Source organism: Pseudoflavonifractor phocaeensis (genome assembly GCF_016901735.1).
GTDB lineage: Bacteria > Bacillota > Clostridia > Oscillospirales > Oscillospiraceae > Pseudoflavonifractor_A.
Genome location: NZ_JACLZC010000025.1, coordinates 1 through 15,396 on the forward strand (window position 1 = coordinate 1; position 15,396 = coordinate 15,396).

Genomic DNA, 15,396 nt, shown 5'->3' on the forward strand with positions numbered 1-15,396 from the left:
GGGCACCGGCTCCTCGCCCTCCACACGGGTGATGACGATGTAGCTCACCAGCACGTCATAGTTGCTGTCGCCGGTCTTTTCGGGAGCCAGGGTGAGGGTAACGGTGCCGTCCGCAACCTCCACGTTCTCCATGGTCACATACTTGTACTGGGCGCTGCACAGCTCCACACCGGTGAGGGTGGCCAGCGCGGCATCGCCCTGATTCAGGGTAATGGTCGCAGGACGGGTCGTGCTCCACTGGGTCCAGGGATCGTAGTAACCGATGTAAACATTGTAGGTGCCGGCGGTCATGCCGTCGAACTGGTAGCTCAGGGACTTGCCGGTGGCATCCTTGGTCATGTGGCGCAGCGTGTCATAGGCAGAGCCGGACGTACCGTTGTCGGTGCCCAGATCATCGCCGTTGAGGTAGCCCCAGCCGTTGTCGGCGCTGTACACCTGGTCGGCGGCGGCGTTCCGGACGGTATCGGCGTTGGCCGCCATTACCGCCTGACCCAGCGCGGTGAATTCGTCCGCGCCGGCGTCCACAAAGTAGACCACATCGTCGGGCACCACATAGACGGTGTGCTGGATGGACTTGCCGTTCTCCAGGGTACCGGTCACCTCATAAGCGCCCACGGCAGCGGCGCTGTTGACAGCGGCCAGCTCATCGGCGTTCCAGGTGACGGTGGTGTCGGTGGGCGCGCCGTTGTCCACGGAGATCTGAATCTCGGTGGGCAGCGTGAAGGAGCCGTCGCCCAGATAGGCGTAGGCGGGCAGCTCGGTCACCACGGAGATCTCGCCGGTGGCGCCGTACTCCAGGGCGCCAAAGTCGTACCACAGGGCCACGTCCTCACGGGCCAGCTTGGCTTCGTCATCCGCCTTCAGCTCTTCGCCGGTGAGGGCGCTGCTGTACAGATGGACCTGGCTGAAGTCACTGACCGAGGTACGGCCGGTGTCGGGACAAATGCCGATGCCCAGCGCAAAGTCGGAGGCCTTCACCTGGCCCACATTGCTGCGGGTGCTGGACAGCTCACCGTTGAGATAGACGTTCAGGGTGCCGCCGTCGGTCTCGCCGTCATACACAGCGGCCACATGGAGCCACTGCTTGACCAGCTCTTCATTCATGGGGAAGTTGGAGTTTGTCCCGTCGGGCGGGGTGGGCATCCAGTTGGAACCGTTATAGGTGAAGAAGTACAGGTTGCCGCCCGAGATGCGGAACGCCATACAGCTGTCGCCCTTACCAACGATCATGTTGAAGTCGGAACCGCTGGTGGAGTAGGTATTGGGACGGATGTAAGCCTCGATGGTGAAGCTGTTGCTGCCGCCGATGACAGTATTGTAGTAATCGGTAGCGCCGGCGTTGTCCACCAGGAAGTAGCCGTTCATGGCGGTGCCCACCTCGTCGTCCCGGAACATGGAGGCGGTGTCGCTCTTCTTGGTCAGGTCGGCGTCAAAGCCGTTGCCGCTCTGGTCGCGGACAAAGGCGTGATACGCGCTGTCGGCGGCCATCTGCTCGGCAATGGCCAACTGATCGGCCAGATAAGTACCGGCTTCCTCACCCACCTGGGCCTTGAGCTCGTCAGAGAGGGCTTCATAGGAGGCCATCAGCTTCTGCACGTCGGCCAGCTGATCGGCGGAGGTGACCACCAGACCGGTGATCTGGGCCTTCAGCGCGGCCACGGCGTCGGCCTCGGACACCACGGAAGCGGTGCGGTAGGGGGCGGTCACGTCATAGAGGTCCGCCTCCGCCACGGTGTAAGGCACCATGGTGTAGGAATAGGTGTAGGTCTGGGAAGTGGGCAGGGTGTACTGACCCAGCACGTCGGGGCCGCAGCTGGCGTTGCCGGTGCCCTGAGAACGATAGTTGATGGACAGGAAGGTTTCGTCCTCATAGGTCAGCTCGTAGGGGTGGCGGGCCTGGGTCAGGTCGTCCACGGTGAAGTGCAGGGCCTGGGCCTCCACGGTGTCCTCCGCGGCCACGGCCAGGGCCACATCGCTCTCATCGCTGGTGACGGTAAACCACTTCACGCCGGTGAGGGTGCCGGTGTCCTCGGTATCCAGGTAGGGGAAGAAGAGCTCGTTCACGGTGCTCTCATACTCGCCCACCATGGCGAAGGACTCACGGTCCCACATGGCTTCCACGGGGCCGTTGCCGTACCAGGTCACGTTCTCGTAACCGGCGGGCAGGGTCATGGTGGTGCCCACCCGCATAAAGCGGCTGCGGCTGGTGCTGGTCTGGGTGCCGTCCACAGTGGTATCCAGGGTAACGGCGCCGTTGCCCTCCACGGTGTAGGTCACGGTCTCGGAGAGGCCGGCCATGTTGGGGAAGGTCAGGGTAAAGGAGATGGTGGCGCGGCCGGCGTCATCGGCAGCGACGGTGATGCCGTTCTCATCCACCTGGGCGTTCTTGGCGGCATTCTGCCAGGCGCCGTCGTAGTTGCCGTTGTCGTTGTTGACGGGGGCGCGCCAGAAGTTGGGCATGGGCCCCTCTTCCAGCAGCGTCACGCCGTTATAGACATAGTTGCTGATAGCGCCGGTGGCCTTGTCGATGCTGAAGGAGAAGCCGTCGCCGGACACGGCGATCACATCCGCGCCGCTCTCGTCCACGGTCACGTTGGTGTTGGGGACATAGGTGACCTGGTTGACGTTGGCGGGCACCTGGAACTGCTCATGGGCCACCTCATGGCCGGCGTCGGCCCACAGGGTCGCCTCGGGCAGGCTGACGACGATGTTCAGATAATACTCCGCGCCGTCCTTGGCGGTCTCAGGCATGAAGTCCATGTAGGGCACATAGATTTCCTTGATCTCCTGAGGCGCCACGCTGTCGGTGATGGAGCCTTCACCAATCACAGTGCCGTTCTCCAGCAGCTGCCAGGTGACGTCATAGTCGTTCAGGTTGACGAAGCCGTTCTCATTCTCCACGGTGACGACGCCCCGGAGCAGGTCGGTCTCGTCGGCGGTGAACCAGAAGCTCTGGTACTGGTACTTGACCTCGTACAGCTCGGGCTGGGCCACGCGGTCGGGAGTCACCAGGCCGTTCTGGCAGAAGTTGCCGGAGTTGTTGCGGTAGTCGCCGGTATCTCCGCCGTAGCCGAAGAACTGACCGTCGATCTGATCCACGGTGTAGAGGTCGGTGTTGTAGTAGGCGTAATCTTCCACATAGTAGTTATAGGTGGTGCTCTCCCGCTCGGTGATGCCGGTGTAGTCGGCCCACAGCAGGACCACCTCGTCGTCCACGGTGATGGCGGGATCGGCGCTGCGCTGGGCGTTGATCTCGTCCAGGGTCAGGGCCTTGTTGTACACTCTGGCCAGGGAGATCTCGCCGGAGAAGCGGTCGCCCTTGTCGGTCTGATAGCCGACGGCCAGCTGCTCGCTGCTGCTGCTGATCTGGTTGGGCTTGGTGGCGCTGCCCATCAGCTTGCCGTCCACATAGATGGACATGGCGCCCTTATCATAGACGGCCACCACCTGGTGCCAGTTGTTCAGCCAGTTGTCGGGCACGGGGGTGGACAGGGTCTCCCAGGTGCCGTCATAGGTGAAGAACTGGAAGCCCTCGTCCTGGGTCTTGATGGCCACCTGCTTGTCGCCCTTGGCAATGAGGATCTGGGCGCCGGTCAGGCTCTCGGGCTTACAGAACACTTCCAGGGTGAAGCTCTTGTCGGTGCCGGACAGGGCGTTATCAAACTTGGTGGTGTTCTCAAAGACGGCGTAGCCGGTCCAGCTCACGTCGTTCATGGCGGCGGGATCGGTGACGTTCTCATTGAGGCTGCCGGTGAGGACGGCGTCCACGCCGGTCTTATCGGTCATGGCCCAGTTGTCGGTGACGGTAAAGGGCGTGGTCCGGGCCTGGTCTACCCAGTCCCAGATGAAGCCGCCCAGCATGTTGTCGCCGGAGCGGATGGCGTCCCAGTACTCCTTGATGTTGCCCACAGCGTTGCCCATGGCGTGGTCATATTCGCACATCACATAGGGCATATTGCGGCTGCTGGCCCAGCTCTGCACGGTGGACACGGAGGGATACATGTTGCTGCCCATGTCGGTGCCGTTGGCGTCGTTGGAGCTCTCGGAGTGGACCGGACGGGTGGTGTCATGGTCCTTGAAGTACCAGATCAGGTCGGAGAACATCCCATCGGCGTAGTTGGCGCTGCTGGAATAGTAGTTCTCGTTGCCGGTGGACCAGGCCACGATGGCGCTCACGTTCTTCAGACGGTTGAAGGCGGTGATGGTGCGGTCCATGGCCATCTCTTTGAAGAGGACCTGCTTGCCGGAGTTGTTCATGAGCTGGTGAGACTCCAGGTTGGTCTCGCCCATCATGTACAGGCCGTACTTGTTGCACAGGTAGTACAGGTAGTCGTCGTTGCTGTAATGGGAGGTACGGATGGCGTTGATGTTGTACTGCTTCATGAGCACCACGTCGGCCTCCTGGACCTCGTGGGAGACGTACTTGCCATAAACGGGGTCGGTGTCGTGGCGGTTGGTGCCGCGGAACACCAGAGGCTGGCCGTTGATGGTGATGGGCTTGTATTCGCTGTCCTGGGTGGTGCGGTTGCCGTTCTCGTCCACCTCGGTGCGGGTAAACTCGATCTCACGGAAGCCCAGCTGCTGGGACATGCTGCCCAGATAAGCCCCGTTCTCCTCGTACAGGCTGATGACCAGATAGTAGAGGTTGGGCACCTCAGCGCTCCAGAGCTCAGGGTTCTGGACGTACTTGGTGATGTCCACGGTCTGCTCGCCGCCCGCTTCAATGGCGGGCACGTCGGCGGTGACGCCGTTGACGAACATGGTGCCGTCCTCATTGTACACCCGGACGTCCAGCTTGTAGCCGTCCACGGCCTCGGCGGATTCGTTCTCCACGGTGACGGACAGGTTCAGGTTTGCGTTTTCATAGGTCTCGTCCAGGTCGGTGGTGACGAAATAGTCGTCGATGTGGACCTGAGTGGCGCCGTAGACGTAGACATCGCGGAAGATGCCGCCGTCCTTGAACATATCCTGGAGCTCGAACCAGGTGCCGTCGCAGAACTTATGGACTTCCACGGCCAGCAGGTTCTCGCCGTCCACCAGATAGTCGGTGATATCAAAGCTGTGGGGGCTGTAAGTATCCTCGCTGTAACCCACGGCCTGGCCGTTCAGGTACACATAGTAGGCGGCCTCCACACCCTGGAAGTTGATGTAGATGCGGCCGTTATTGTCCTTCAAAGCCTGGAGGGTATCGTCCAGGGTAAAGGTCTTGCGGTACATGCCGACGGGGTTATAGTTGACCGGCGCGGCGGGGCAGGTATCGCTGCCGGTGCTGTCCTCCTGCCAGGGCACCTGGGTATTGGTGTAAATGGGGTAGTCCAGGTCCCAATAGGTCCAACTGGCGGGCAGCTGGAGGTTGGTGCTCCACTCGCCGTCAGGCTCATAGTCGGTCTTGTAGAAATCAGCATAGCTCTCCTTGGCGATGGTGTCGTTCTTCACCACCCGGAGGGACCAGTCGGCCGCGTCCGCGCCGGTGAGGAACTGAACATAGCCGGAGGCTTCCTTGTCAAAGTTGATGGCGCTCTCCAGGGCGGCGTCCACGTTGTCGTAGATGACGCCGGAGGTAGAGAAGGTGCTAGCCTCCTCCCGGTTGACGGCAAAGACGTCCTCGTTGCCGTCCGTACCGGTCCACTCCTTGTAGGTAAAGGTGGGGGAGGTGATGGCCTCCTTGGCCGCCATGGTGGTGATGGCGGCGCCAGCCTTCCACGGGTCGCCGTAGCCTTCCGCGGTGTTGCTCTCCTCCGCCGCCATGGCGGTGGAGGGCAGGGTACCGGCCAGCATGCTGAGCGTCAGGGTCAGGGATAATGCGCGTTTCCACTTCATGTACCGTTCTCCTCGCTTTCTCATAACTTCGTTCTGCTTCCCTTGAAACAGATTTTCACTGTTTACTCTCTTTTTTTCACTCTCCTTCCCACAATATCATTTGGTCACAGGTTATTTTAGCAAATGATACAACGTTTTTCAATAAAGTCTTTTGTCCTGTTACCGCTTTTTTGTGCAAACTGCTACGTCACTTTTTCGCACTTTGCCGTAGTGACGTGGGATATCTTTAGTAAAATCCAGAAAAAAGAAGCCGCTTTTTCTCCACCGCCTTTTTTCGCTCCTCCGCGGCTTTGTGCATTTTATGGAATTTTGTTTCTTATCTTTGCTTTTCTTCTCTTTCTATCAATTTTCTTCTCTTTTAGTTCAATTTACTTCCAGAGGAAGTAAAAACCCCCACAGACTGCAAGCCTGTGGGGGTGTGATACGGCGTGATTCAGTGGCACTGGGCCCAGCTCCGGCCGGCGTGGGCCTCGGCGGTGAGGGGCACGGCCAGCCTGGCCACGCCCTCCATCTCCTCCTCCAGAAGGGCCTTTACCCGCTCCGCCTCTTCCTCCGGACACTCCACGATGAGCTCGTCGTGGACCTGGAGCACCAGACGGCCGGCCAGTCCCTCGGCCCGAAGGCGGCGGTCCACCCGGATCATGGCCTCCTTGATGAGGTCGGCGGCGGTGCCCTGGATGGGGGCGTTGAGGGCCACCCGTTCTCCAAAGGAGCGGGTGTTGAAGTTGCTGGATCTCAGCTCGGGGAGCCAGCGGCGGCGGCCCAGCAGGGTGGAGACGTAGCCCTTTTCCCTGGCCTCCTCCACCACACGGGTCATATAGGCCCGCACACCTGAATAGGTTTCAAAGTAGCGTTCCATATACTCCTTGGCCTCCCGGCGGGTGACGCCGATGTCCTGGGAGAGGGAGAAGTCGGAGATGCCGTACACGATGCCGAAATTCACCGCCTTGGCCCGGCGGCGCATCTCGTGGGTCACCAGCTCTGCGGGCACGCCAAAGACCTGGGAGGCGGTGACGGTGTGGATGTCCTCCCCCGAGGAAAAGGCGGCGATCATATGCTCGTCCCCGGCGATGTGGGCCAGCAGCCGCAGCTCGATCTGGGAGTAATCCGCGTCCACCAGCACATGGCCCGGACCGGCCACGAACATTTTCCGCAGCTCCGCCCCCAGCTCGGTGCGCACCGGGATGTTTTGCAGGTTGGGCTCGGTGGAGGAAAGCCGCCCGGTGGCGGTAACCGTATTCTGGAAGGAGGTGTGGATGCGCCCGTCCGGCGCGATGACTTTGGTCAGGCCGTCCACATAGGTGGATTTCAGCTTGGTGAGCTGCCGGTAGTCCAGCACCGCGTCCACGATAGGGTGCTTGTCCCGCAGCTTTTCCAGCACCTCGGCATTGGTGGAGTAGCCGGTTTTGGTCTTTTTCACCGGCGGAAGGCCCAGCTTTTCAAACAAAATCTTGCCGAACTGCTGGGTAGAGTTGATGTTGAAGGTCTCCCCCGCCAGGTCGTAAATGGCCTCCTGGTCGGCGGCGATGCGCCCTTCCAGCATATGGCCGAAGTCGGTCAGCGCCTTGCGGTCCACCAAAAAACCCTCCCGCTCCATCCGGGCCAGCACCGGGCAGAGGGGCAGCTCCAGCTCATAATAGAGCTTGTGCATCCCCAGCTCCTCCAGCCGCGGAGCCATCACTTCCTTCAGCGCGCCGATGAGGGCGCAGTGGGAGAGCAGCGCGCCCATGGGCCCGCTCACGTCCGCCGCCGCTCCTTCCCGGTCCTCCCGGTTTCCATAGGGGTCCTGACCCGCCGCGCGCAGAAGCTCAAACTGTTCCAGCGGCGCAAAGGCGTCCTTTTTCAAATAGGTGTCCTTGGCCTTTGGCGCCTCGTGATTGAAATAGGTCACATCCAGCTTTTCCAGCTCATAGCTGCCGTCGGTGGGGGAGAGCAGATAGGCCGCCAGCGCGGTATCAAAGACAAACCCCTCCCCTTCGATCCCCTCGGCCAGGAGACGGGACAACAGATTTTTGACATCGTGGGTATTTTTTTTGATGTCGGCGGCAAAGAGGGCCCTGCAAATCCCATCATATCCCTCCAGGCGGGAGGCCATCAGAATGGCGGCGCAGCTGTCCCGCTCGTTCTCCCACCACTCCACCGCCACCACGTCCAGGTCGGGGAGGGCCAGTACGTCCACGCTCTCCTTTTGCCGCCAGAGGTCCAGCAGCTCCTCCGCCCTGGCCCTGTCGGCCACCACCTCGCTGGTGCAGGTCCCCGTAAACGTCTCCTCGCCCTGCACCTCGCCCTGGGGCGCTTTTAACCCCAGCCGGTCGATGAGCTTGGCAAATTCCAGCTTCAGGAGCAGTTCATAGAGGACAGGCACATTATATTCCTTCCGCACGGCGTCCTCCGGCGTAAAGTCGATGGGGGCGTCGGTGCGGATGGTGGCCAGATCGTAGGAGAGCCTGGCCTGCTCTTCCCCCTCGGTCAGCTTTTTGCGCACCGCCGGCTTGACCTCCAGAGCCTCCAGGTCCTGATAAATCGCCTCCACACTGGTATAGCGCTGAATGAGGTCCATAGCGGTCTTTTCCCCGATGCCCTTGACGCCGGGGATGTTGTCGCTGGCGTCTCCCATAAGGGCTTTCAGGTCGATGATGTGGATGGGATCAAAACCGTAGGCCTCCCGAAAGGTGTCGGGGGTCATCTCCTTTGTGGAGGTCTGTCCCATGCGGGTGGTCACCAGCTTGACCCGGGCGGTATCGGTGACCAGCTGGAGGGAGTCCTTGTCGCCGGTGACGATGACGGTCTCCCAGCCTGCGGCGGTATCCTTCACCGAGATGGTGCCGATGAGGTCGTCCGCCTCCCAGCCGTCCAGCTCATAGCGGGGGATGTTCATGGCGTCCAGTACGTCCTTCACCAGGGGCAGCTGGGCCGCCAATTCCTCCGGCATTCCCTTGCGCTGGGCCTTATAGCCCTCGTAGGCCAGGTGGCGGAAGGTGGGCGCCTTCCGGTCAAAGGTGACGCACAGCCCCTGAGGCGTCTCCTCCTCCACCAGCTTGAGCAGAATATTCAAAAATCCATAGACGGCGTTGGTGGGGGTCCCGTCCCGGGTGGTCAGCATCCGAATGCCGTAAAAAGCCCGATTCAGGATGGAATTGCCGTCAATGACCATCAGTTTATTCATTGTTACCTCCCGGTCTTATCCCTCGCCGCTCTCTTCCGGCTCCTCCGCGCCGTTATCCAGCAGCGCGCCCAGCACTTCGTTATAGATCCGCTCGGGCTTGGCCTGGAATCCCTGGGCCAGACGGTCTGCCTGGGCCTGGTTGACGCACAGAAGCTCGATGGTCATAATATTGCCGCTCTCATCGTCCAGACTCATCCGGGCGGTGAGGCTGCCGTCCTTCCGCGGGATCACCGTGGTGCGCACCTGGGCGTTGCGGCGCAGCTCTCCGTTGACCCGCGCCAGATTCACGTTGCACTTGTGGCGCACCGAGTAGGCCAGACTGCTTTCGCAGGCCGCGCCGTTCTGACGGCCCTTGTCGGTGATGGCGTAGCGCTCGTGCTCCAGGGTGAGGTGGCCCGTGTCCACCAGCTCGGCCACCGACTCGGCAAAGTCGAAGTAATCCACGCCCTCGTCACACAAGGTGAGATCGGTCAGGGTGGGAAAGTCGATGGGAGAGGCGACCCGCGCCATGATATAGAGGATGAGGAATTTGATGTCCAGCTTGTTGCGGATGAAACCAAAACGGCTCATGATGGACCACCTTTCACGGAAACGGATGTTTTGCATACCTTGCTCCATTATAAAAGATTTTCCGCCGCTTGGCAAGTGCGGGCCCGCCGGGGGCGGTAACTTTTCCGTCAAATCGTTGTCTTTCTCTCTGATTTTCCGTCAGCTTCTGACCGAACTTGACAAATCCGCAGCAGTGCGGGTATCATAGTGTCCAAAGATGCCCACTGGCAATCGTCCAAAACAGGGAGGTCCTCCGTATGTCCTGCAAACGTATCCTGTCCCCGGTCTGCGCCGCGCTGGCTCTGACCCTCTGCCTGTCCGGCTGCGGCGATTCACAGGAAGCCGCCGCCTCCGTTACGCCCCAGCCCCTCCCCACCGCCTCCGCGGCCCCCACACTCTCTCCCACGGCCACGCCGGACCCTACCCCCACTCCCTATGACGGGCCGGAAAATCCCCTCACCGGTATGCCCATTGACGGCGACGCCGTCAACAAGCGCCCCGTGGCCATCATGCTCAACAACCTCAAGCAGGCCCTCCCCCAACTGGGCCAGTCGGAGGCCGACATCATCTATGAATGTCTCGCTGAGGGTGGGATTACCCGGATGCTGGGGGTCTATCAGGACCCCAGCGACGTGGGGGCCATCGGCTCCATCCGCTCCGCCCGGCCCTACTATCTGGAGCTGGCCCTGGGACATGACGCCATTTTCATCCACGCCGGCGGCAGCGAGGACGCCTACGCCGACATCCGGGCCTGGGGTGTCACCGCCCTGGACGGGGTCAACGGTCCCTATTGCGGCTCCTCCCCCGGCTCCAACCTCATGTGGCGGGACGCCGACCGGCGGCGCAACCTGGGCTATGAGCACAGCGTCATTACCACCGGCGAGACCATTGAAGAGAAATTCGCCACCTATTCCTTCCGGCAGGAGCACAAGGACGGGTATACTTATCCCATCACCTTTGCCGACGACGGCACCCCGGAAAACGGCTCCACAGCCAACACCATCACCGTCCCCTTTTCCAACTACAAAACCGGCGTCTTTACCTACGACGCCGACAGCGGTACTTACCTGGTGGAGGAGTACGGCGCGCCCTATGTGGACGGCAACACCGGCGATCAGGTGGCGGTGACCAATGTGCTGGTGGTGCAGACCAGCTGCTGGAACACCGGCGATTCCTACGGGCACATGGAGGTGGATCTCACCGGCACCGGCAGCGGCTACTATGCCTGCGGCGGTCAGATCATCCCCATCCGGTGGAGCAAGCCCGACCGCAACAGCCCCTTTACCTACACCGACGAAAACGGGCAGCCCATCGTGCTGGGCCGCGGCTCCAGCTATGTGAATATCATTCCCAAAAGCGAACAGGTGACGGCAGAATAACAGAAAGGATGGCGGCTATGGAACCATACAAAGGCTTTGACCAGCTGGTCCGCTGGATCGACGAGAGCCACAACATCGTCTTTTTCGGCGGCGCGGGCGTGTCCACCGAGTCGGGAATCCCCGATTTCCGCAGCGTGGACGGGCTTTACAACCAGCACTACAAGTATCCCCCCGAGACCATCATCAGCCACAGCTTTTTCCAGCACGACCGGGAGGAGTTTTACCGCTTTTACCGGGACAAGATGCTCTTTCCCGATGCCAAGCCCAACGCCGCCCACAAAAAGCTGGCCGAGCTGGAGCGGGCCGGCAAGCTCCGGGCGGTGGTGACCCAGAACATCGACGGCCTCCACCAGGCCGCGGGGAGCAAAAACGTCTTTGAGCTCCACGGTTCGGTCCACCGCAATTACTGTATGCGCTGCCGCGCCTTCTACGATCTGGACTTTATGGTCCACAGCGAAGGGGTGCCCACTTGTCCGGTCTGCGGCGGGGTCATCAAGCCTGACGTGGTGCTCTATGAGGAGTCCCTGGACGGCCAGGTCATGCGGGGCGCCGTGGAGGCCATCGCACAGGCGGACATGCTCATCATCGGCGGCACCTCTCTGGTGGTCTATCCCGCCGCCGGATTGGTCCAATATTATCAGGGCCATAAGCTGGTGCTCCTCAACAAGTCACCCACTCCCTACGACCGCAAGGCGGATCTGGTCATCGCCGCCCCCATCGGCGCGCTGATGGAGCAGCTCCCCGCCTACGCCTGACAAGAAAAGAACCGGAGGACCGACGGAATGCGGTCCTCCGGCTTTTGCTGTTTAGCGCTGAAACGTCATCTTCAGGCAGGTGCGCCACACTTCGCCCGGGGCCAGCGCGGCGGCACAGGGCTTTTCATTCCAGTCGCCGGAAGCGGTCACCGTGTCAGGCAGGCTGTGCCACGGCTCGATGCACACAAAGTGCAGCTGGGGATTGCCCACCGCGCTCCAGATCAGGGTATAGGGGAAGCCCTCCAGGTCCACGTCGATGCGCCGGCCGGTGTCCTTCTCCACCACGCTGAGGGTTTTGGCGGTGAGCCGGCTCATGCAGATGGAGTCATGGTCAAACATCCGGTCGTCCATGGGAATGGCGGCGCTGTCCGTCATCAGCACCCGGGTATTCCCCGTCACCAGGCCCACCGACGGGTCGGTCTCGATGACCACCGGGGTCTGGGGGGCGTCAAACCGGAACTCATAATCCTCGGTCACGTGCGTTTCATCAAAGGGCAGGGTAAAGCCGGGATGAAAACCGAAGCCGAAGCGCAGCTCCCGGTCGCCGGTATTGGTTACGGTGATGGTCTGGCAGAGGGTCCGGCCCTCCAGGGTAAAGGTGCTCTCCAGGGCAAAGTCCCGGGGGAATTTTGCCAGCGTGGCCTCATTGGCCCGGAGGACAAAGCGCATGGCGTTCCCCTCCGTGCCCTGGAAGGAATGCTCCACATCCCGGCCGAAGCCGTGCTGGCCGCCGGTATAGGTCTGGCCGTCCAGGGTGTACTGCCCGTTCCGCAGCTTGCCGCAGTAGGGGAACAGAATGGGCGCATGGCGGGGCCACACGTCCTTCCTCCCCTCCCAGATCATCTCGGCCCCGGTGGCCTTGTCCACCACGCTCACCAGCTCGGCGCCCAGACTGTCCACCGTCACGGCGATTGCTTCATTTTCCATGGTATGGCGCATAAGATCCGCCCCTTTCTTCCGCTTGCTGTCAGATTCAGTATAATCTATCCGGCGCAAATTGCAAGTGGAAAGCGCGGATACCGGCCATATTCAGCGCCACTCCACCCTCAGCAGGTTCAGCGTCTTTTGATCCGGGCGGCCACCGTAATACTGATCCAGCACCTGGCGGAACACCGGCTCGTCCGGGTCGGCCAGGGCGAAAAGGGTCATGGAGGAGCGGAGCTTTTTGTCGTCCGGGCTGCCCATCACCGCATGGGGGTCTGCGGCCCCCAGCTCCACCAGGGCCCGGGAGATCTCCACCAGCCGCGCCCCCAGCACCGGGTCGGCCAGATAGGCTTTGGCGTCCTCCAGGGTGTCCAGACCATAATAGACCGCCGTCTGGCTCTTCCCCAGGGCGGTCAGCTGGGGGAAAATATACCACATCCAGTGGCTCATTTTGCGCCCTCCCCGCAGCTCCCGCAGAGCGGTTTCGTAGCTGTAAGACTGGGCGCTGTGGAATCGCTGCAAATCAGACATAGAAAAAGCCCCCTTTGATTGATGGTGGCTCCATTATACCATATCCCTCCCCCGCCGTCTGGAAAAAAAGACAGCCGCCCTCCCGGACCTGGAGAGCGGCTGCCTTTTTATGGGGAACTATGATGAGAAGAGGGAGAAATCAGAATTCCAGGTTCCGGTCGTCAGCGCCGAACACATGGCAGGTGCTGCCGGAGAAGGTGAAGCTGATCTTGGCGCCACGGGCAAAGGCATCGCGATGCTCGCCGGTGAGCTCGGTGGTGGGCACGATGATGACTACGTCGCGGCCGTTGGCGTTGGCGTGGAGGTGGACCTCGCCGCCCATCATTTCGGACACGTCCATGGTGGCGGTCATGGCGTTGGGGCCGTCGCCCAGATGGATGTGGTTGGGACGCACGCCCAGGGTGATATCCTGATCGGCCACCTTCTTGGCGTTGAGGGCCTTCTGCTTGTCCTCGCTGAGCTCCACGGTGACGCTGCCCACGGTGACCACATACTTGCCGTTCTTCTTGGACAGCCGGGCGTCAAAGAAGTTCATCTGGGGCACGCCGATGAAGCCGGCCACAAACAGGTTGGCGGGATGGTCAAAGACCTCCTGCGGGGTGCCGATCTGCTGGATGAAGCCGTCCTTCATGATGACGATGCGGTCGCCCAGGGTCATGGCCTCGGTCTGGTCATGGGTGACGTACATGAAGGTGGTGTCGATCTTCTGGCGCAGCTTGATGATCTCGGCGCGCATCTGGTTGCGGAGCTTGGCGTCCAGGTTGGACAGAGGCTCGTCCATCAGCAGCACCTTGGGCTCCCGGACGATGGCGCGGCCGATGGCCACCCGCTGACGCTGGCCGCCGGACAGAGCCTTGGGCCGGCGCTCCAGGTACTGGGTGATGTCCAGGATGGCGGCGGCCTCCCGCACGCGGCGGTCGATCTCGTCGTTGGGCACCTTCGCCAGACGCAGGGGGAAGGCCATGTTTTCATACACCGTCATGTGGGGATAGAGGGCGTAGTTCTGGAACACCATGGCGATGTCCCGGTCCTTGGGCTCCACGTCGTTGACCAGCTTGCCGTCGATGTACAGCTCGCCCTCGCTGATCTCCTCCAGACCGGCCACCATGCGCAGGGTGGTGGACTTGCCGCAGCCGGAGGGGCCGACCAGCACGATGAACTCCTTGTCGGCGATGTCCAGGTTGAACTCCTGCACCGCTACGACGCCCTGATCAGTGATCTGGAGGTTGGTCTTTTTCTCAGGCACGTCGCTCTTGCCCTTCTTCTTTTTCTTCTGGTCGCCGCTGTGGGGGTAGATCTTCTTAATGCCTTTCAGATTCAGACTGGCCATAATTCTCAGCTTTGACGGCCGGGCCTCCGCCCAAACCGCCTCGCCCCGGAAGAGCGAAACCTCCGGGACCTTACGGCAGGTCTCCACACTGCCGCACCGCAAGCCAAGCGGTGTTATTTTCCTCCTTTGATCGGGTCCGTAAGGCTATGAAAATGGAGTAGCCCCACGGCCCGCAGCTAAAATGCCGGCGTTTTTCCGCCGGGAATGCAGGAGCCTTCCGCTCCTGGCGGTGATTGGCGCACACAGCGCCGGTCAAAGGTCGGTCCTCCCCAGATCGGGGCGGTACCGCAGCAGGACGGGACGGGCGATGAACTGCCCGATGAGGCAGGGCACCGACAGCCCGCCCAAAAGGAAATAGGGAGCGCTCAGCGGCAGGAACGCCACGCCGAAGAGCAGCAGGCCGTTGTGGATAAGGGTGGCGAAAAAGGCGCGGATGGGGTTGGCACAGCCCAGCATCAGGCCATCCCGGACCGCCTGGGCCAGAGAGACCCCGGATACGGCCAGCGGATAGAGATGGGGGGCCGCCAGCATCGAAAGGGCGAAAAGCACGATGGAAAACACACATAAGGCGAATAGATAGGGCTGCTGCTCCACCCGTCCGGCATAAAAGATCGCACAGGCCAGCGACAGCGCCGGCAGCAGCACCGACAGGAAAAATACCCCGTAGGACCGGAGGAACCCCGCCTTGAACGCCGGCCAGAACTCCTTGCGGCAGAGCACACGCTTGCCCATCAGGACCTGACGCACCAGACTGTTCATGGCCATAAACGCCGGGGGGATGGTCACCACCGGAAGCATGGCCAGGCAGGTGAAAAGCCCGATGCGCACCAGCGTGAAGCAGTCGTAGGTCAAAATCTCTCCCAAACGAAGGGGGATCTCCTGTGCGGGAGTGTCCTCCCGGTCCTCACCGGACAGATCCGGCCGAAAAAGCATGGCTGCGGT

The 15,396-nt window shown here is 61.5% G+C and carries 9 protein-coding genes; 2 read left to right on the plus strand and 7 right to left on the minus strand.

What is annotated here, in order from left to right; all coding sequences use genetic code 11:
- From H7U37_RS07115 to H7U37_RS07125, 3 genes are all read right to left on the minus strand, one after another.
- Nucleotides 1-5,820: beta-galactosidase small subunit-related protein (locus tag H7U37_RS07115; RefSeq protein WP_204874742.1), on the minus strand; the 5,820-nt coding region annotated here is incomplete at its 3' end.
- A 433-nt stretch (nucleotides 5,821-6,253) separates the two neighbouring features.
- Nucleotides 6,254-8,986 (minus strand): DNA polymerase I, encoded by a 2,733-nt coding sequence (gene polA, locus H7U37_RS07120; RefSeq protein WP_204874743.1) that lies wholly within the window; start codon nucleotides 8,984-8,986, stop codon nucleotides 6,254-6,256.
- Between the two features lie 15 nt (nucleotides 8,987-9,001).
- Nucleotides 9,002-9,556: a DUF4364 family protein gene (locus H7U37_RS07125; RefSeq protein WP_204874744.1), complete on the minus strand. Its 555-nt coding sequence runs from the start codon at nucleotides 9,554-9,556 to the stop codon at nucleotides 9,002-9,004.
- 236 nt (nucleotides 9,557-9,792) lie between these two features.
- Here H7U37_RS07125 and H7U37_RS07130 point away from each other — a divergent pair, with 236 nt between their 5' ends.
- Complete coding sequence (locus tag H7U37_RS07130) at nucleotides 9,793-10,914, plus strand: DUF3048 domain-containing protein (protein ID WP_204874745.1); 1,122 nt, start codon at nucleotides 9,793-9,795, stop codon at nucleotides 10,912-10,914.
- 17 nt (nucleotides 10,915-10,931) lie between these two features.
- Nucleotides 10,932-11,669: an NAD-dependent protein deacylase gene (locus tag H7U37_RS07135; RefSeq protein ID WP_204874747.1), complete on the plus strand. Its 738-nt coding sequence runs from the start codon at nucleotides 10,932-10,934 to the stop codon at nucleotides 11,667-11,669.
- A 51-nt stretch (nucleotides 11,670-11,720) separates the two neighbouring features.
- Here the strand turns inward: H7U37_RS07135 and H7U37_RS07140 are convergent, their stop codons facing one another.
- The 4 genes from H7U37_RS07140 to H7U37_RS07155 all read right to left on the minus strand — a co-directional run bounded on the left by H7U37_RS07140 (nucleotide 11,721) and on the right by H7U37_RS07155 (nucleotide 15,387).
- The gene (locus H7U37_RS07140; protein ID WP_243414266.1) at nucleotides 11,721-12,596 is read right to left on the minus strand and encodes an aldose 1-epimerase family protein; all 876 of its coding nucleotides are present in this window, start codon (nucleotides 12,594-12,596) and stop codon (nucleotides 11,721-11,723) included.
- A gap of 102 nt (nucleotides 12,597-12,698) precedes the next feature.
- Entirely contained in the window at nucleotides 12,699-13,124 is a 426-nt protein-coding gene (locus H7U37_RS07145) for a DUF1810 domain-containing protein (protein WP_204874752.1), read from the minus strand.
- Between the two features lie 139 nt (nucleotides 13,125-13,263).
- Nucleotides 13,264-14,454: an ABC transporter ATP-binding protein gene (locus tag H7U37_RS07150; RefSeq protein WP_204874775.1), complete on the minus strand. Its 1,191-nt coding sequence runs from the start codon at nucleotides 14,452-14,454 to the stop codon at nucleotides 13,264-13,266.
- A gap of 252 nt (nucleotides 14,455-14,706) precedes the next feature.
- Nucleotides 14,707-15,387: a DUF624 domain-containing protein gene (locus tag H7U37_RS07155; RefSeq protein ID WP_204874753.1), complete on the minus strand. Its 681-nt coding sequence runs from the start codon at nucleotides 15,385-15,387 to the stop codon at nucleotides 14,707-14,709.
- Between the last annotated feature and the right edge of the window lie 9 nt (nucleotides 15,388-15,396).